This window comes from Pseudomonas sp. 1 (genome assembly GCF_056626735.1).
On the sequence record NZ_JBWXMQ010000019.1, the window covers coordinates 16133 to 32936 of the forward strand.

The window sequence follows — 16804 nt, forward strand, 5'->3', positions numbered from 1 at the left end:
GAAAGAAAAAGCCCGACCATTGAGTCGGGCTTTTTTGTACCTGATGAAAATTACTTCTTCAGGTGTTGCTTCAGTTCTTCCGAAGCCTGCAGCATCGCCGAACGCACCGCCGGCACCTGGCTGACCACGTTGAGCAAACCGTAGTCGTGGATCATGCCGTTGTAGCGTACCGAGGTTACCGGCACGCCGGCTTCGTCGAGTTTACGGGCGTAGGCTTCGCCTTCGTCACGCAGTACGTCGGCCCCCGCAGTCTGTACCAGTGCAGGCGGCAGACCTTTCAACTGTGCGGTGGTGGCCCGCAGCGGCGAGGCGTAGATCTCGTTACGCTGGTTGGCGTCGGTGGTGTAGTTGTCCCAGAACCACTTCATCATGTTGCGGGTGAGGAAGTGCCCCTCGGCATACTGGTTATACGAACCCGTATCGAAATTGGCATCGGTTACCGGCCACAGCAGCACCTGGAATTTGATCGCCGGGGTGCCTTTGTCTTTGGCCATCAGGGCGACGACTGCCGCCATGTTGCCGCCAACACTGTTGCCCGCCACCGCCAGACGTTTGCCGTCGACGTTGATTTCTTTGCCGTGTTCGGCCACCCACTTGGTCGCCGCGTAAGCCTGGTTGATCGCCACCGGGTAATGCGCTTCCGGCGAAGGGGTGTAGTTGACGAACACCGCCGCCGCCCCCGAACCGACCACCAGATCCCGCACCAGACGTTCGTGGGTCGGGAAATCCCCCAGCACCCAGCCACCGCCGTGGAAGAACATGAACACCGGCAGCTCGCCCTTGACTCCGGCCGGCCGGACGATGGTCAGGCTCAACGGTTGGCCATCGACCTGGATGGTCTTCTCGCTGACGTCCGCCTTGGGCAACGTCAGTTTGACCCCGGACTGTGCGCCGGTCAGAACGGCTCGGGCATCCTTGGGTGTCAGCTGTTCCATCGGTTTGCCGGTGCCGGCATTCAGCACATCGAGGAACGCCTGGGTGTTGTGTTCAACCTCCCCGGCAAATGCGCTGTGGATGGACAGAGCGAGAAGGGTACCGGTCAAGACTTTGCTGAAAGTGTTCATGTTCATTTCCTGTACGGGCCTGAGTGTCAGTGATTACACGGTGACGTGCAGACGCACATCGACGTTGCCGCGAGTGGCGTTGGAGTACGGGCAGACCTGGTGCGCAGCGTCGACCAGGCTTTGCGCGTCAGCCTGTTCCAGGCCCGGCAGGCTGATGTGCAGGTCGATGTCCAGACCGAAACCGCCAGGAATCTGGCCGATGCCTACGTGAGCGGTGATCGACGAGTCGTCCGGGATTTTGCGTTTGGTCTGGTTGGCGACGAATTTCAGCGCGCCGATGAAGCAGGCCGAGTAACCGGCGGCGAACAGTTGCTCAGGGTTGGTGGCCGCGCCGCCGGCACCGCCGAGTTCTTTCGGGGTGGCCAGTTTGACGTCGAGGATGTTGTCGCTGGAGATCGCACGACCGTCACGGCCGCCGGTGGAAGTTGCGATTGCGGTGTAGAGAGTTTGCATGGTGTGAGCCTCATTAAGTGTGATTTGTTGCGCTAATTGTTTGCGCGCTAACTAGGTGCGAAGTAAATGTACTGCGCGAATATTTAGCGCGCAAGATAAATTTTCGAAAAGATCGGCAATTGGCACTTGGATCAGGTGGAGTCGTGATCTCAAGTTTTTGATATATAAGATTTTTTTTAACGTAAACGAGAGGAAAAATTTTTTCGTGGGTAAGCCGGGAAGGGGCGATTCGCCTACAGGCGCAAGGCTGCGCCCGAAGGGAAGGGAAGGTCTTAAGCGAGGCTGTCCTGCAAATGACCCCGCAAGGCCTGCAACTCGGCTTGCAGGTTTTGCAGACGCTCCAGCGTGAAGCCACTGGCACCGAGGATGCATTGTGGAACGGTTCGGGCCTTGTCTTTCAAGGCGCGTCCCTGGGCAGTCAGTTCAACGATCACTACCCGCTCATCCTCACGGCTTCGCGTACGGCTCAGCAAACCTTCACCCTCCAGACGCTTGAGCAGCGGGGTCAGCGAGCCCGGATCGGTCAGCAGGCGCGTACTGATTTCTCCGACGGTCAAACCATCCTTCTCCCACAAAACCATCATCGCCAGGTATTGCGGATAGGTCAGCCCAAGCGCTTGCAGCAGTGGCTTGTAGACCTTGGTCATCATCAGCGAAGTGGAATGCAGGGCGAAGCAGGCCTGATTGTCGAGCAGCAGGTCTTCGCAGTGATCGGAGGTGTTGCGGTCGTTGGTCATGTCGGTGCCTTGAACGGTGATACCGATGAATCTAGCGCTCGAATCTTTAATGCGCCAGACAATTGTGCCCGGTGGCGAATCGGTCAGTGCCGGCCCAACTCTCGTTGCAGGGCCAGATCCCACGGCGGCACTGGGCTGAACCGGGTCTTGAGGTATTCCAGCAACAGACGGCTGCGGGAGCTGGCCTGCTGTTGCAGCCGCAGCGCGTAAATACCGGCGCTTTCCGGTGTTGGCAGGCCATTTTCACAAAACAGCGGCAGCAACTCGCCACGCAACAGGTATTCGCTGGCCAGCCAGGTCGGCAGATGCGCAATCCCAAGCCCCGCCAGTGCGCCGCAGACCAAAGCTTCCGCGTTGTTGGCGCTCATGCGCACCCGTGCCGGGCGGTGCAATTGCATCTGTCCGTCCTGCTCGAAACGCCAGGCGAAAGGTGGGGCGAGGCCGTCCCAATCGAGGCCGTCATGCTCGCTCAATTGCGCGGGCTCGCCCGGTACGCCCCGACGCTTCAGGTAGTCGGGGCTGGCGCAGGCAATGCGCACGATGCTCGCCAATGGCGTGGCCACCAGGCGGGTGTCGGCCATCTGTCCGGCACGCAGCACCAGGTCGACCTTGCCCAGGTTCGAGCCGTCCATGTCGACGAAGCTGTCTATCAGATGCAGTTGCACGTCGAGTCCCGGATACAGCACCAGAAAATCGGCAATCACCGGGGCCAAATGCCGACGCCCGAATGCCGCCGGCGCATCCACCCGAATCAAGCCTTCCGGCGCGCTGCTTAGAGACACCGCTTCAGCCCGGGCCAGCTGCAACTCCGCCACGATGCGCCGTGCCCGTTCGGCAAACGCAAGACCGGCCGGCGTGGCGCGCACCGCATGAGTACTGCGGATAAACAACTGGCTGCCGACAGCGCTTTCCAGACTGTCGATGCGCCGGGCGACGGCCGAGGGCGTCAGCGGATGTCGCCGTGAAGCAGCAGAAAAGCTGCCGCTCTCCAGCACATCGAGGAACAGTCCAAGTTGTTCGGTCAATTGATTGGGGTTCATCGATCAGCTCAGCGCCTATGCGAATTTGGCAAAGCCATTGTGCGTTGCTATGCGTTTCCGTGCCAGCACCGACTGCGTACGATGCGCTGACTGACGTATGAGGAATGCCGCTGTGATCGATTTTATGCTGTACCTGGTATTTGGCGCCGCCCTCGGCACTTTGGGCGGAATATTCGGCATCGGCGGTGGCTTGATTGCCATTCCGCTGCTGGGCGTGTGGTTCGGGCTTGATCAGCAAATCGCCCAAGGCACGGCGCTGGTGATGGTGGTGCCGAATGTGATGCTGGCGCTGTGGCGTTATCACCAGCGTAACCGCATCGAACTCCGCCATGCGTTGCCGCTGGCAGTGATGGGATTCTGCTTTGCGTGGATCGGCTCAATCTGGGCCGTGGGCATCGACGCACAAACCATGCGCATCGGCTTTGTCGCGTTCCTTGTAGCGTTGTCGGCCTACAACCTGGTGCGCATGTTTGGCGCGCGTCAGACAGCGACTTCCGAGATGCGTTATTCGTGGCCATGGCTGGGCGTGCTCGGCGCGGCGTCGGGCGCCATGGGCGGCTTGTTCGGCGTCGGCGGGGCGGTGGTGGCGACGCCGGTGTTGACCAGCCTGTTCGGTACCACTCAAGTGGTCGCTCAGGGGCTGTCGCTGGCATTGGCGTTGCCGAGCACCGGCGTGACGCTGGTGACGTACGCGGTGCATCACGAAGTGGACTGGATGATCGGCCTGCCGCTGGCCATTGGCGGGCTGGCCAGCATCAGTTGGGGCGTGAAAGTGGCCCACGCAATGCCGGAAAAACTCCTGCGCGGGCTGTTCTGCGGGTTCCTGGTGCTGTCCGCGGTGATGCTCGCCTTTAAAGTTTGAAGCCTTCGACGATGTGCTCGGCCAGGCATTCGGTGATCGGCGAGGGATTGTTGAGGTTGCGGATCAGCATGATGCTGGCCTCGGGCAACAGTGGCAGATTTTCGGCGGCCCCAAGAATGCGCAGGTCCGGGGTGATCAGGCTTTCCAGCTGCGCGGTGATCGCCAGACCCGCGCTCACCACAGCCATCAACGCCGACAGGCTGGTGCTGTTGTAGGCAATCCGGTATTCGCGGCCCATCGCGTCCAGCGCATTGCAGGCCCACAGGCGACAGAAACAATCACTGTTGAACATCGCCAGCGGCAACGGCGTCTGTTCGTGGGCGCTGAAATTCTGCGCCTCGGCCCAGACAAAACGTTCCTTGCGCAGCAACTGGCCAATCTCGTTGCCCGGCTCGCGGGTGACGATCGACAGATCCAGGTCCGTGCGTTGCAGCAACTGTTTGGTCGACTCGCAATGCACTTCGATCTGGATCAGCGGGTAGAACTGGGCGAAGCGCGACAGGATCCCCGGCAGAAACCGCATCACGTAATCGTCCGGCGTGCCGATCCGCACCGTGCCGACCATGTGCGGCTCGCGCAGGGTGTTGAAAACTTCGCTGTGCAATTTCAGGATGCGCCGCGCGTAACCGAGCAACACTTGACCCTCGGCGGTCAGGCGCACCTGGCGCCCGTCACGCTCGAACAACTGGCGCTGCAACACATCCTCCTCCAGACGCTTCATCTGCATGCTCACCGCCGATTGGGTGCGGTTGACCATTTCGCCGGCACGGGTAAAACCGCCCTGATCGGCAATCGCGACAAAGGTGCGCAGGACATCGGTATCGATACTCGGGTACGCCGACAATTGATGAATCTCCGTGATGCATGCCATCAGAAACATTCGTTGGATTGATCGTAGCTCCGGCGCGAGACTTGAGCCATCCCTAAAGGAGGGCAACACGATGAAAGGTCAAAAAGTGTATGTGAGCGATGACAGAGTGCCGGTCCATCTGATTTCCGATCTGCTGCACAAGTTTAGCCGCTGGTACGAACTTCACCGCGAACGAGAGTTGCTTGCCAGTCTGAGCGACGAAGCGCTTAAGGACATCGGGGTCAGTCGAGCCGATGTCGAACATGAGTCGGTAAGGCCGTTCTGGGACGATCCGATGCATAAATGATGAGGCCATTGCTACACAAACCCCTTTGCAGTGAGGTAGGTTGCGAGCAGACATGGAGGTACACATGCCCGCGACATTGTCCTTTTCCCTTAAACAGGCTCGACGTCTGGCGCTGGCTGCCCAAGGGTTTCACGGGCGCCAGCCGCCGGCTGTCAAGGCCATGCACCTCAACCGGCTGATCGAACGCCTCGGCCTGTTGCAGATCGACTCCGTCAACGCCGTGGTGCGCTCGCACTACCTTCCGCTGTTCTCCCGTCTCGGTTCCTATTCTGCTGATTTGCTCGACCAGGCTGCCTGGAGTTCGGGGCGGCGTCGTTCGCTGTTTGAATACTGGGGCCATGAAGCGTCGTTGCTGCCGCTGTCGATGTATCCGTTGATGGGCTGGCGCATGCAGCGGGCCAGGCGCGGTGAGGACATTTATCAGCAACTGGCGCGATTCGGCCGTGAGCAACAGGACACAATCCGCCGGGTGCTGGCGTCGGTCCGGGAGCAGGGCGCACTGGGCGCCGGCAGCCTGTCGACCCGCAAGGAAAAGGCCGGGCCGTGGTGGGACTGGAGTGCGGAAAAACATGCGCTGGAATGGCTGTTTGCCGCTGGCGAAGTCACCGTGGCCGGACGCCGTGGCTTCGAGCGATTGTATGACTTGCCGGAACGAGTGATTCCGGCCTCCGTGCTGCAACAGCCATTGCCCGATGAGGCCGAGGCGCAGCGCGGTTTGCTGTTGCATGCGGCGCAGGCGCTGGGTGTCGGCACGGAAAAAGACCTGCGTGATTACTTCAGACTGAATCCCTCTGATGCCCGCCCGCGTCTGGCCGAACTGGTCGAGGACGGGCAATTGCTGACCTGCGAAGTCGCCGGGTGGCGGCAAATCGCCTATTGCCTGCCCGAGCCGAAAATTCCGCGCAAGGTTGAGGCCAGTGCATTGCTGTCGCCATTTGACTCACTGATCTGGGAACGCAGCCGGACCGAGCGACTGTTCGATTTTCGCTATCGGCTGGAGATTTACACCCCGCAGGACAAGCGGGTCTACGGCTATTACGTGCTGCCGTTCCTGCACAACGAACGGATTGCGGCGCGGGTTGACCTGCGCGCCGAACGGGCGGCGGGGCGCCTTGCAGTGCATGCGGTGCACGAGGAAGAAACGGGACTGGATGATGCAGGGATGCTGGCACTGGCGCTGAACTTGCGGCGCATGGCGGACTGGTTGGGGCTTGAGCAGGTGCAGCTCAATTGTCAGCGGGAAAGTGCGGGGCGGCTTCGGCTGGCTATGGTCCACATCGGCTGCGACTGAACCGGCCTCATCGCTGGCAAGCCAGCTCCCACAGTGACCGAGTCGTTCAAAAAATTGAATGTACGAATTCGATCCTGTGGGAGCCGTGCTTGCCCGCGATGAGGCCCGATCAAACAATGAAGGTTTCCGAACTCAGCGACGCACCTGTTTCAGCGTCTCGGCAATCAGAAACGCCAGCTCCAGCGACTGGTCGGCATTCATTCGCGGGTCGCAATGGGTGTGATAGCGATCCGACAAGCCATCTTCAGTGATCGGCCGCGCGCCACCGATGCATTCGGTGACGTTTTGCCCGGTCATCTCGATGTGGATACCGCCGGCGTAGCTGCCCTCCGCTTCGTGAACCTGGAAGAACTGTTTGACCTCACCAAGAATCTGCGCGAAGTCGCGGGTCTTGTAGCCGCTGCTGGCCTTGATGGTGTTGCCGTGCATCGGGTCGGAGCTCCACAGCACCTGCTTGCCTTCACGCTGTACCGCGCGAATCAGCGCCGGCAGGTGATCGCCGACCTTGTTCGCGCCCATCCGCGCGATCAGGTTGAGGCGACCCGGATCGTTGTCCGGGTTGAGCACGTCGATCAGGCGGATCAGGTCGTCAGGGTTCATGCTCGGGCCGACTTTGACACCGATCGGGTTGTTCACCCCGCGCAGGAATTCGACGTGGGCACCGTCGAGCTGACGGGTGCGGTCGCCGATCCACAGCATATGCGCCGAGCAATCGTAGTAATCGTTGGTCAGGCTGTCGCGGCGCACGAAGGCTTCTTCGTAGTTCAGCAGCAGGGCTTCGTGGGCGGTGAAGAAACTGGTTTCGCGCAGTTGCGGCGAGCTGTCCATGCCGCAGGCGCGCATGAACGCCAGGGTTTCATCGATGCGGTCGGCCAGATGGCTGTACTTTTCGGCCAGCGCCGAGTTGGCGATGAAGTCCAGATTCCACTTGTGCACCTGATGCAGGTCGGCAAAACCGCCCTGGGCGAAGGCACGCAGCAGGTTGAGAGTGGCGGTGGACTGGTGATACGACTGCAGCAGACGCTCCGGATCCGGTACGCGGCTGGCGGAGTCGAAACCGATGCCGTTGACGATGTCGCCCCGGTAGGCCGGCAGAGTCACGCCGTCGATGGTCTCGTCGTTGGCCGAGCGCGGCTTGGCGAACTGACCGGCCATGCGCCCGACTTTCACCACAGGGCAGCCGGCGGCGAAGGTCATGACGATCGCCATTTGCAGCAACACTTTAAAGGTGTCGCGGATCTTCGCGGCGGAAAACTCGGCGAAGCTTTCCGCGCAGTCGCCGCCCTGCAGCAGGAACGCCCGGCCCTGGGTGACTTCAGCAAACTGACGACGCAGCTCGCGCGCTTCGCCGGCAAACACCAGCGGCGGGTAGCTGGCCAGCGTCTGCTCGACCTGGCGCAGATGCGCGGCGTCGGGGTATTGGGGTTGTTGCTGGATCGGCAGGGCGCGCCAGCTGTCAGGGCTCCAGGGTTGGCTCATCACGGTCTCTAAGGTTCTACGCACGGACGGCCATGTTAGCAGCAATTAGTGCGTGACCTGCTCCCGCCGCTTCGCCGACAATCGCCGCTTTGCCACGGCACCAAAGCGGTGCCATCGCGTCACCGCGCCCGGTGACCACCAGGAGACGAAATGACTGAGGAGCGCGTCGAGCTGTTGCTCGCCGAGGTACAGGATGAGTTCGGCGTGATTCGCGTGCTGGAAGTGGCCGACTACCGCTTTCTGGAGTTCGGCGATGCGATCGAGCAAAGCTGCGTGTTTACCGCCGACCCGAGCTGGCTGGAGTACGACTACACCCGGGCAATGCTGATTGGTGCGCTGTGCCATGAACAACCGGAGAGTGCGCTGTTTCTCGGCTTGGGCGCGGGGACGCTGACCCAGGCCTGCCTCAAGTTCCTGCCGCTGGAAGATGTCGAAGCCATCGAATTGCGTCCGGATGTACCGCGCCTGGCCATCGAATACCTTGGCCTTGATGACGATCCACGGCTGTACATCCGCGTCGGTGATGCCCTTGAGCTGCTGCCGACCGCTGAACCTGCAGATCTGATCTTCGTCGACCTGTACACCGATGTCGGCCCTGGTGCCGGGCACCTTGCGTGGAATTTCCTCGGTGACTGTCAGAAACGTCTGAATCCCGGTGGCTGGCTGGTGATCAATCAATGGGCCACCGATGACGGCAAACCCTTGGGCGCGGCGCTGCTGCGCGGGCTCTATCACCGGCATTACTGGGAACTGCCGGTGAAGGAGGGCAACGTGATTCTGATCGTGCCGGCGGATCTCGATCAGGTGCTGGACATGCAGGCGCTAACCGCGCGAGCTGAAGCGCTGGCACCGAAGCTGGGATACTCGTTGCAGTCGTTGATCAATTGCATCCGTCCGGCGACCTGAGTTGTCAGTGATGGCCCCTTCGTCGGATCGCCGCCCGGACCCAGCCCGCTCCCACAGTTTTAGCGCCGTACACAGGTCTATGAACGACGCGGTTACTGTGGGAGCGGGCTTGCCTGCGAAGGCGGCGCTATGACCGCTACCCATTTCAGATCCCTTTGAAGACACCGGGTCGCCGCTCCACCAGCGAGCGCACACCTTCCTTGGCGTCTTCACTGGCCAGCAACTTTTTAACCAGCGGCGGCAAGCTTTTTGCCGCCGCAGTCTCGCCTTCGTAGCGCGCCTGACGCGCCGACATCAGGGTTGCCTGTACGCCAAGCGGCGCCTGCCGGGCAATCCGTTCGGCCAGTTCGATGGCGCGCGGCAGCAGATCCTCGCTGGCCATGACCTCCTGCACCAGCCCCAGGCGCAAGGCCTCATAAGCGTCGAACTCGTCGCCGGTCAGCAGCCAGCGCATCGCGTTGCCCCAACCGGCGATCTGATGAAAGCGCAGCGTCGCACCTCCGAACGGGAAGATTCCGCGCTGCACTTCCATTTGGGCAAACCGGGTGTTGCTGGCACACAGGTTGATGTCGGCGGCGAGCATCAACTCGATGCCAATGGTCAGGCAATAACCCTGTGCCGCAACAATCACCGGTTTGCTGACCCGGGGGCCGACGAACACGCCCCATGGATCGCAGCCACCGGGCGGCACCTGCCAGCCCTGGGCGAGGGTGGAACTTGCGTTGACCAGATCGAGCCCGGCGGTGAAATGCTCACCGTGTCCGAACACCACCGCCACCCGCGCTTCTTTATCAGCCTCGAATTCACCGTAGGCCAGGGCCAGATCGTTGAGCAGGTCGAGGTCGAAGGCATTGCGCTTGGCGGCGCGGTCCAGGCCGATCAAGTACACGTGACCGTCACGCGCACGGCTCACGCGGCCGGGGCAGGGCTGATTCATGGGTGTTTCCTCGCAGGGAAGAAAGGGTGCAGCGACCGGATGTCGCATGTCGGTGAATCGTTTAAGCGCCATCGCCCGCAGGGCCGGGGTCTTTGAAAAATAGACCTTTGCCCGATTATCCGCAAAACCCCGTTACACAGCGGTGACAACTGTATTTCACCGATAAAAAAAGCTCCCTTTTTGGGCAAATTCCGGTATAGTGCGCGCCGGCCTTTAACCGGGCCGCGTTTAGGTAGCGCAATTCCCCGAAGTCAGCTTCGGCTGCACGTCCGCACTGCGGGCTCTTCCTTGACGATTCTTTTCCATCCATTCGTTTTCGCAAATCCCCGCCGACAAAGCTGCCAGGGCGACTCTTGAGTCTCAACACGGCATGTGCAGCTTTGGAGCATGGGTCTTTGCGGATGCACTTAGAGGCAGACCCATGACCCAGGAAATCGGCGGCTTCGCCGCTCTTGAACTTCATCCCAATATTGTCGCTGCAGTAGTCGCTACCGGCTATGAAGAGCCTTCGGCCATTCAGCAGCAGTCGATCCCGATCATCCTCGCCGGTCACGATATGATTGGTCAGGCGCAAACCGGTACCGGTAAAACCGCTGCCTTTGCCCTGCCTATCCTGCACCGCATTGATCCGTCCAAGCGCGAGCCGCAAGCTCTGATCCTGGCCCCAACTCGTGAGTTGGCGCTGCAAGTTGCAACCGCTTTCGAAACCTACGCCAAGCAAATGCCGGGCGTGACTGTTGTGGCTGTCTACGGCGGTGCGCCGATGGGCCCACAATTGAAAGCAATCCGTAATGGCGCACAGATTGTTGTCGCCACTCCGGGCCGTCTGTGCGACCACCTGCGTCGCGACGAAAAAGTGCTGCAGACCGTGAACCACCTGGTTCTCGACGAAGCAGACGAAATGCTCAAACTGGGCTTCATGGACGACCTCGAAGTCATCTTCAAGGCCATGCCGGAAACCCGTCAGACCGTATTGTTCTCGGCGACCCTGCCGCAATCGATCCGTGCCATCGCCGAGCGTCACCTGCGCGATCCGAAGCACGTGAAGATCCAGAGCAAGACCCAGACCGTTACCGCGATCGAACAGGCTCACCTGTTGGTTCACGCTGACCAGAAGACTTCTGCCGTTCTCAGCTTGCTGGAAGTGGAAGATTTCGACGCTCTGATCATGTTCGTGCGCACCAAGCAAGCGACCCTGGATCTGGCCAGCGCCCTCGACGCCAAAGGCTACAAAGCCGCCGCGTTGAACGGCGACATCGCCCAGAACCAGCGTGAGCGCGTCATCGACTCGCTGAAGGATGGCCGTCTGGACATCGTTGTGGCGACCGACGTTGCCGCCCGTGGTCTGGACGTTCCGCGCATCACCCACGTGTTCAACGTGGACATGCCGTACGATCCGGAATCCTACGTGCACCGTATCGGCCGTACCGGCCGTGCCGGTCGCGAAGGCCGCGCGCTGCTGCTGGTGACGCCACGTGAGCGCCGCATGCTGCAAGTGATCGAGCGTGTAACCGGTCAGAAAGTTGCCGAAGTGCGTCTGCCGGACGCCCAGGCCGTTCTCGATGCCCGCATCAAGAAACTGACCAACAGCCTGTCGCCGCTGGTGGCTGACGCCGAATCGACTCACGGTGATCTGCTGGATCGCCTGACCGCCGACATCGGTTGCACCCCGCGTGCCCTGGCTGCCGCTCTGCTGCGCAAGGCCACCAATGGTCAGGCGCTGAACCTGGCAGCGATCGAGAAGGAACGTCCACTGGTACCGAACAGCGCGCCACGTGGCGACCGTCCTGAGCGTTCCGGTGATCGTCCGGAGCGTGGTGATCGTGAGCGTCGTGCGCCAATGCCTTTGGGCGAAGGCCGTGCCCGTTGCCGTACCGCGCTGGGCGCGCGTGACGGTATCGCGGCGAAAAACCTGCTGGGCGCCATCCTCAACGAAGGTGGTCTGGCACGTGAAGCCATCGGTCGCATCCAGGTGCGTGACAGCTTCAGCCTCGTCGAGCTGCCGGAAGAGGGTCTGGACAAACTCCTGACCAAGCTGAAGGACACTCGCGTTGCCGGCAAGCAGTTGAAGCTGCGTCGCTACCGCGAAGATTGATCCGCCCTTGGGTTGATTGATCGAACATAAAAAATCCCCGACTGGTTCGGGGATTTTTTTTGCCTGCAATTCGGGCATCAGCCGAAGCGGTAGATGTCCATGCCCAGCGCGCCCATGGTGAAGCCTTGATGGGCAATGCTGAAATCACCGCCGGCACCTCGGGCGAAGTACAGCGGCAACAGGTGTTCATCACTTGGATGGCTGCGCACGGCATTCGGTGCCTGCTGGCGGTAATCGTGCAGGGCAGCTTCATCGTTGGCCGCAAGCTTGTCGACAATCCAGTCACGAAAGTCCCGGGCCCAGGGCTCGACGCTTTCCGGGCCGGCGTGCCAGTCCAGTTCCCGCAGGTTGTGGGTGATGCTGCCGGAGCCGATCAACAAAATGCCTTGATCGCGCAGGCTGGCCAGCGCTTGGCCGACGCGGTTCTGCAGCGCCGGGCCACCTCGGCTGGGCAGGGAAACCTGAACCACCGGTATATCCGCCTGCGGATACATCAGCGACAGTGGCACCCACACGCCGTGATCGAACGGTCGTTGCGGATCGAGACGCGCCGGCAGGTTGTTGGCGGTCAGCAAGTCGGCGACCTCGCGAGCCAGTTGAGGATCGCCCGGAGCTGGATACTGCACCTCAAACAGCGCGCGGGGAAAACCGCCGAAGTCGTGCCAGGTTTCCGGTTGCGGATGGCTGCTGACCAGCAGTTCATGACTTTCCCAATGGGCGGAAACGATGACGATGGCTTTCGGACGTGGCAGTTCGGCTGCCAGTCGCGCCAGGGCCGGGCCGCTGGCGCCGGGTTCCAGCGCCAGCATAGGTGAGCCGTGAGAGATAAACAGGCTGGGAAACATGGAAGGGTTCCTGAGCGTTAAGATGGCTCATCTTCAGTCAGTTCATTGATCTAATTCCAATATAAGTTTTAACGCCTTTTGATCGAATTCTTGGGAGGATGCATGCAGCCGGAGTTTTGGCACAAGAAGTGGGAATCGAACCAGATCGGCTTTCACCAGCGTCAGGTGAATCCGTATTTGCAGCGGCACTGGCCCGATCTGGCCATCCCGGCGCAGGCACGTGTGCTGGTGCCGTTGTGTGGGAAAAGCCTGGATCTGCTGTGGCTCGCCGGCCGTGGCTATCAGGTGCTCGGCGTCGAGCTGTCGGAGAAGGCCGTGGAAGACTTTTTCCTTGGGCAGCAATTACAGCCGCAGATCAGCGAGCAGGGCGACTTCAAGATTTATCGCGCCGGCGCGATCGAGTTGTGGTGCGGGGATTTCTTCTTGCTGACGGCGGCTGACGTGGCCGGTTGCACCGCCTTGTACGACCGGGCGGCGGTGATTGCCTTGCCGCCGTCGATGCGCGAACGTTATGCAGCGCACTTGCAGGGCCTGTTGCCGACTTGCCGAGGGCTGCTGGTGACGCTGGATTACGACCAGTCGCAGATGCCCGGGCCGCCATTTTCCGTGGACGATGCCGAAGTGCAGCGTTTGCTGGGCCGTGTCTGGCGCGTCGAGATGCTGGAAGAACAGGACGTGCTCGGTGATAGCTGGAAGTTCGTACAGGCCGGCGTAACTCGGCTGGAGGAGCGGGTGTACCGGATTTCCGGGCAGTAATCGACAGGCAAAAAAAGGCCCGCATCACTGCGGGCCTTCTCATGGTTGCGCCGGTTTGATCAGCCGCGACGACGCAGGGCGTCGATACGCTCTTCCAGCGGCGGGTGGCTCATGAACATGCGGGCGAACCCTTGTTTGATGCCACCGTTGATGCCGAAGGCGTTCAGGGTGTCAGGCATGTGCACCGGCAGGCCCTGTTCGGCGCGCAGACGTTGCAAGGCGTTGATCATTGCGCCCGTACCGGCCAGACGTGCACCGGCATCGTCGGCACGGAACTCGCGTTTGCGCGAGAACCACATCACGATTGCGCTGGCCAGAATGCCCAGTACCAGTTCGGCGAAGATGGTCGCGATGTAGTAGGCCATGCCCTGGCCTTCTTCGTTTTTGAAGATCACCTTGTCGACGAAGTTGCCGATGATCCGCGCGAAGAACATCACGAACGTGTTCACCACGCCCTGGATCAGCGCCAGGGTGACCATGTCGCCGTTTGCCACGTGGCCGATCTCGTGGGCCAGCACGGCCCGCACCTCGTCTTCCTTGAAGCGCTCGAGCAAGCCCTGGCTGACCGCGACGAGAGCGTCGTTCTTGTTCCAGCCGGTGGCGAAGGCGTTGGCTTCGTAGGCCGGGAAAATCCCGACTTCGGGCATCTTGATCCCGGCCTCCCGGGACAGTTGCTCGACGGTTTGCAGCAGCCATTGTTCGTGGCGAGTGCGTGGCTGGGTGATGACCTGGGTGCTGGTGCTCATCTTCGCCATCCACTTGGAGATGAACAGCGAGAACAGGGAACCGGCGAAACCAAAGACTGCACAGAAAACCAGCAGCTGATTGAGGTTGAGGTCAACCCCGTTGGCCGCCATGAACCCGTTGAAGCCGAAAAGGCTCAGGGTGATGCTGGCTATCAGCACGACCGCCAGGTTAGTGGCCAAGAACAGCAGGATGCGCATCATGGTTGTAGAAATCTCCTCAAGCTAAAGATGTAGCGTACTGCGGGGTATATAAGGTGCGGCACCTGGCGATTCAACCGAGTGACTATTTCAAACTGTGTCCTACACCGGATTCGCCGGGCATGGGACATTTCCCACTGCCGAAACCGTTATGGATGACAGGCACGCGGCACCCGGTCTCATTGCCTCAGGCACGCATGATTCATATGAGTCGCAAGTGTAGAAGGTGCTGGAGGAGGGGTGGAGCAGAAGTGTTGCTGAATCAGACAGTGCGCAACGTTCGGGCCGTTGCGCACTGAGCGCCGGTTACTGGCGGTAGGACTTGAGGAAGTTGCCGATACGACCGATGGCCATGTCCAGGTCATCGACCCGCGGCAGGGTGACCACGCGGAAGTGGTCAGGCCACGGCCAGTTGAACGCCGTGCCTTGCACCACCAGCAGCTTCTCGGAGAGCAGCAGGTCGAGCACGAATTTCTCGTCGTTGTGGATCGGGCAGACTTTCGGGTCGATCTTCGGGAACGCGTACAGCGCGCCCATCGGCTTCACACAGCTTACGCCGGGAATGTCGTTGAGCAATTCCCAGGTCCGGTTGCGCTGTTCCAGCAGGCGGCCTTGCGGCAGTACCAGATCGTTGATGCTCTGATAGCCGCCCAGAGCGGTCTGGATCGCATGCTGACTCGGCACGTTGGCGCACAGGCGCATGTTGGCCAGCATGTCGATGCCTTCGATATAGCTGTGGGCGTTGTGTTTCGGCCCGGAAATGGCGATCCAGCCGGAACGGAAACCCGCCACGCGATACGACTTGGACAGACCGTTGAAGGTCAGGCACAGCAAGTCCGGGGCCAGCGAGGCGGTGCAAATGTGTACGGCGTCGTCGTAGAGGATCTTGTCGTAGATCTCGTCGGAGAACACCACCAGATTGTGCTGGCGGGCCAGTTCGAGCATGCCCAGCAGCACTTCCTTCGAATACACCGCGCCGGTCGGGTTGTTCGGGTTGATGATCACCATCGCCTTGGTGTTCGGGGTGATCTTGGCCTTGATGTCGGCCAGGTCCGGGAACCAGTCGGCACCTTCGTCGCACAGGTAATGCACCGCGTTACCGCCGGCCAGGCTCACGGCTGCGGTCCACAGCGGGTAGTCCGGCGCCGGCACCAGCACTTCGTCGCCGTTGTTGAGCAGCGCCTGCAGCGACATCACGATCAGCTCGGACACGCCGTTGCCCAGGTAGATATCTTCGATGCCGACACCTTCGACCTGTTTCTGCTGGTAGTACTGCATCACCGCCTTGCGCGCGCTGAACAGGCCTTTGGAATCGCTGTAGCCCTGGGCGGTCGGCAGGTTGCGGATCACATCCTGGAGAATTTCGTCCGGCGCTTCGAAACCAAAGGGCGCCGGGTTGCCGATGTTCAGCTTGAGGATGCGATGGCCTTCCTCTTCCAGGCGTTTGGCGTGCTTGAGCACCGGGCCGCGAATGTCGTAGCAGACGTTGGCGAGCTTGTTCGATTTGCTGAACTGCATGGCGATGTGATCCCGAAAATGAACGATCCAGGCGGCGGGTGGACAACCGTGCTGGGAATCCTGCGTCTTCACACAGGCAGGTGTCTTGGGCGGCGGTTTCCAACAATCCGTTTGAATGCGCAGGAACCCGCTGCCAGACTGGCGTGTGACGAGGCGCAATCATACGTGCCGCCCGATCCGTGGAAAAGGTACAGATCGGGCTTTTTCAGCCGCTGAGGTGTGATGATGGAAAAGATTGAAAAGACCCTGGAAGAATGGCGGGCGATGCTCGACCCCGAGCAGTTCAACGTGTGCCGCCTGAGCGCCACCGAGCGGCCGTTCTCCGGCAAGTACAACGCCACCAAGACCGATGGCGTCTACCACTGCATCTGCTGCAACGAGCCGTTGTTCGACTCCAGGACCAAATTCGACTCCGGCTGCGGCTGGCCAAGCTTCTACGCGCCGATCGGCGACAACGCCATGACCGAAATCCGTGACACCAGCCACGGCATGATCCGCACCGAAGTGAAATGCGCCAGGTGCGATGCGCACTTGGGCCATGTGTTCCCTGACGGCCCGCCGCCGACCGGTCTGCGTTACTGCATCAACTCGGTGTGCCTGGACCTGGTGCCGCGCGAGTAACCGAAATGGGCGATCCACGGGTCGCCTTTCGAATAATTAAATTGCACACAATTCAATTGCTCGCTATTTTTGCCGCCTATCCATTTTCAAGAGTGCGCA

Annotated in this window: 17 protein-coding genes; 7 read left to right on the forward strand and 10 right to left on the reverse strand. The window is 60.8% G+C overall.

Annotation, left to right across the window (positions count from 1 at the left end):
- Nucleotides 1-50: 50 nt before the first annotated feature.
- The 4 genes from AC1MDC_RS24260 to AC1MDC_RS24275 all read right to left on the reverse strand — a co-directional run bounded on the left by AC1MDC_RS24260 (nucleotide 51) and on the right by AC1MDC_RS24275 (nucleotide 3294).
- Complete coding sequence (locus AC1MDC_RS24260; protein ID WP_085607156.1) at nucleotides 51-1064, reverse strand: alpha/beta hydrolase; 1014 nt, start codon at nucleotides 1062-1064, stop codon at nucleotides 51-53.
- Between the two features lie 33 nt (nucleotides 1065-1097).
- Nucleotides 1098-1517: an organic hydroperoxide resistance protein gene (locus AC1MDC_RS24265; RefSeq protein WP_480393836.1), complete on the reverse strand. Its 420-nt coding sequence runs from the start codon at nucleotides 1515-1517 to the stop codon at nucleotides 1098-1100.
- Between the two features lie 272 nt (nucleotides 1518-1789).
- Entirely contained in the window at nucleotides 1790-2254 is a 465-nt protein-coding gene (locus tag AC1MDC_RS24270; RefSeq protein ID WP_085700031.1) for a MarR family winged helix-turn-helix transcriptional regulator, read from the reverse strand.
- Nucleotides 2255-2337: 83 nt separating this feature from the next.
- Nucleotides 2338-3294 carry a LysR family transcriptional regulator gene (locus AC1MDC_RS24275; protein ID WP_227233148.1) on the reverse strand — a complete coding sequence of 319 codons (957 nt, stop codon included), beginning with the start codon at nucleotides 3292-3294 and terminating at the stop codon, nucleotides 2338-2340.
- 112 nt (nucleotides 3295-3406) lie between these two features.
- Here AC1MDC_RS24275 and AC1MDC_RS24280 point away from each other — a divergent pair, with 112 nt between their 5' ends.
- Nucleotides 3407-4156, forward strand: coding sequence for a sulfite exporter TauE/SafE family protein (locus AC1MDC_RS24280; protein ID WP_227233147.1), 750 nt, complete (start codon nucleotides 3407-3409; stop codon nucleotides 4154-4156).
- Here AC1MDC_RS24280 and AC1MDC_RS24285 read toward each other — a convergent pair.
- Nucleotides 4146-5000 carry a LysR substrate-binding domain-containing protein gene (locus tag AC1MDC_RS24285; protein ID WP_170929765.1) on the reverse strand — a complete coding sequence of 285 codons (855 nt, stop codon included), beginning with the start codon at nucleotides 4998-5000 and terminating at the stop codon, nucleotides 4146-4148. The two genes, AC1MDC_RS24280 and AC1MDC_RS24285, sit on opposite strands and share 11 nt — an antisense overlap.
- Nucleotides 5001-5097: 97 nt before the next feature.
- On the opposite strand from AC1MDC_RS24285, the gene AC1MDC_RS24290 reads away from it, so the two are divergent.
- Both AC1MDC_RS24290 and AC1MDC_RS24295 read left to right on the forward strand, forming a co-directional pair.
- Nucleotides 5098-5313, forward strand: a complete 216-nt coding sequence (locus AC1MDC_RS24290) for a DUF1127 domain-containing protein (RefSeq protein WP_085700039.1) — start codon at nucleotides 5098-5100, stop codon at nucleotides 5311-5313.
- A gap of 64 nt (nucleotides 5314-5377) precedes the next feature.
- Nucleotides 5378-6604, forward strand: a complete 1227-nt coding sequence (locus AC1MDC_RS24295; protein ID WP_085700041.1) for a winged helix-turn-helix domain-containing protein — start codon at nucleotides 5378-5380, stop codon at nucleotides 6602-6604.
- A gap of 132 nt (nucleotides 6605-6736) precedes the next feature.
- On the opposite strand, the gene AC1MDC_RS24300 is transcribed toward AC1MDC_RS24295, so the two are convergent.
- A complete protein-coding gene (locus tag AC1MDC_RS24300) occupies nucleotides 6737-8083 on the reverse strand; it encodes a class II 3-deoxy-7-phosphoheptulonate synthase (RefSeq protein WP_064383296.1) in 1347 nt (448 codons plus the stop codon).
- 150 nt (nucleotides 8084-8233) lie between these two features.
- Here AC1MDC_RS24300 and AC1MDC_RS24305 point away from each other — a divergent pair, with 150 nt between their 5' ends.
- Nucleotides 8234-8989 carry a spermidine synthase gene (locus AC1MDC_RS24305; RefSeq protein WP_085647568.1) on the forward strand — a complete coding sequence of 252 codons (756 nt, stop codon included), beginning with the start codon at nucleotides 8234-8236 and terminating at the stop codon, nucleotides 8987-8989.
- A 145-nt stretch (nucleotides 8990-9134) separates the two neighbouring features.
- On the opposite strand, the gene AC1MDC_RS24310 is transcribed toward AC1MDC_RS24305, so the two are convergent.
- Entirely contained in the window at nucleotides 9135-9926 is a 792-nt protein-coding gene (locus tag AC1MDC_RS24310; protein ID WP_480393837.1) for a crotonase/enoyl-CoA hydratase family protein, read from the reverse strand.
- Nucleotides 9927-10347: 421 nt separating this feature from the next.
- Here AC1MDC_RS24310 and AC1MDC_RS24315 point away from each other — a divergent pair, with 421 nt between their 5' ends.
- The gene (locus tag AC1MDC_RS24315; protein WP_085704422.1) at nucleotides 10348-12021 is read left to right on the forward strand and encodes a DEAD/DEAH box helicase; all 1674 of its coding nucleotides are present in this window, start codon (nucleotides 10348-10350) and stop codon (nucleotides 12019-12021) included.
- 77 nt (nucleotides 12022-12098) lie between these two features.
- Here AC1MDC_RS24315 and AC1MDC_RS24320 read toward each other — a convergent pair whose 3' ends face one another.
- Complete coding sequence (locus tag AC1MDC_RS24320; RefSeq protein ID WP_085704424.1) at nucleotides 12099-12866, reverse strand: DODA-type extradiol aromatic ring-opening family dioxygenase; 768 nt, start codon at nucleotides 12864-12866, stop codon at nucleotides 12099-12101.
- Nucleotides 12867-12968: 102 nt separating this feature from the next.
- On the opposite strand from AC1MDC_RS24320, the gene AC1MDC_RS24325 reads away from it, so the two are divergent.
- Nucleotides 12969-13622 (forward strand): thiopurine S-methyltransferase, encoded by a 654-nt coding sequence (locus tag AC1MDC_RS24325; protein WP_480393838.1) that lies wholly within the window; start codon nucleotides 12969-12971, stop codon nucleotides 13620-13622.
- A gap of 59 nt (nucleotides 13623-13681) precedes the next feature.
- Here the strand turns inward: AC1MDC_RS24325 and htpX are convergent, their stop codons facing one another.
- A complete protein-coding gene (gene htpX, locus AC1MDC_RS24330; RefSeq protein ID WP_085700052.1) occupies nucleotides 13682-14569 on the reverse strand; it encodes a protease HtpX in 888 nt (295 codons plus the stop codon).
- 303 nt (nucleotides 14570-14872) lie between these two features.
- Nucleotides 14873-16084 carry a pyridoxal phosphate-dependent aminotransferase gene (locus AC1MDC_RS24335; protein WP_007955711.1) on the reverse strand — a complete coding sequence of 404 codons (1212 nt, stop codon included), beginning with the start codon at nucleotides 16082-16084 and terminating at the stop codon, nucleotides 14873-14875.
- A 225-nt stretch (nucleotides 16085-16309) separates the two neighbouring features.
- Here AC1MDC_RS24335 and msrB point away from each other — a divergent pair, with 225 nt between their 5' ends.
- Nucleotides 16310-16705, forward strand: coding sequence for a peptide-methionine (R)-S-oxide reductase MsrB (msrB, locus tag AC1MDC_RS24340; RefSeq protein WP_085700159.1), 396 nt, complete (start codon nucleotides 16310-16312; stop codon nucleotides 16703-16705).
- Nucleotides 16706-16804: the final 99 nt, after the last annotated feature.

Coding starts and splice junctions, on each gene's coding strand:
- AC1MDC_RS24270 (WP_085700031.1), bottom strand. CDS start 2,254: ATGACCAACGACCGCAACACCTCCGATCACTGCGAAGACCTGCTGCTC.
- msrB (WP_085700159.1), top strand. CDS start 16,310: ATGGAAAAGATTGAAAAGACCCTGGAAGAATGGCGGGCGATGCTCGAC.
- AC1MDC_RS24305 (WP_085647568.1), top strand. CDS start 8,234: ATGACTGAGGAGCGCGTCGAGCTGTTGCTCGCCGAGGTACAGGATGAG.
- AC1MDC_RS24315 (WP_085704422.1), top strand. CDS start 10,348: ATGACCCAGGAAATCGGCGGCTTCGCCGCTCTTGAACTTCATCCCAAT.
- AC1MDC_RS24295 (WP_085700041.1), top strand. CDS start 5,378: ATGCCCGCGACATTGTCCTTTTCCCTTAAACAGGCTCGACGTCTGGCG.
- AC1MDC_RS24260 (WP_085607156.1), bottom strand. CDS start 1,064: ATGAACACTTTCAGCAAAGTCTTGACCGGTACCCTTCTCGCTCTGTCC.
- AC1MDC_RS24310 (WP_480393837.1), bottom strand. CDS start 9,926: ATGAATCAGCCCTGCCCCGGCCGCGTGAGCCGTGCGCGTGACGGTCAC.
- htpX (WP_085700052.1), bottom strand. CDS start 14,569: ATGATGCGCATCCTGCTGTTCTTGGCCACTAACCTGGCGGTCGTGCTG.
- AC1MDC_RS24300 (WP_064383296.1), bottom strand. CDS start 8,083: ATGAGCCAACCCTGGAGCCCTGACAGCTGGCGCGCCCTGCCGATCCAG.
- AC1MDC_RS24265 (WP_480393836.1), bottom strand. CDS start 1,517: ATGCAAACTCTCTACACCGCAATCGCAACTTCCACCGGCGGCCGTGAC.
- AC1MDC_RS24275 (WP_227233148.1), bottom strand. CDS start 3,294: ATGAACCCCAATCAATTGACCGAACAACTTGGACTGTTCCTCGATGTG.
- AC1MDC_RS24320 (WP_085704424.1), bottom strand. CDS start 12,866: ATGTTTCCCAGCCTGTTTATCTCTCACGGCTCACCTATGCTGGCGCTG.
- AC1MDC_RS24335 (WP_007955711.1), bottom strand. CDS start 16,084: ATGCAGTTCAGCAAATCGAACAAGCTCGCCAACGTCTGCTACGACATT.
- AC1MDC_RS24290 (WP_085700039.1), top strand. CDS start 5,098: ATGAAAGGTCAAAAAGTGTATGTGAGCGATGACAGAGTGCCGGTCCAT.
- AC1MDC_RS24325 (WP_480393838.1), top strand. CDS start 12,969: ATGCAGCCGGAGTTTTGGCACAAGAAGTGGGAATCGAACCAGATCGGC.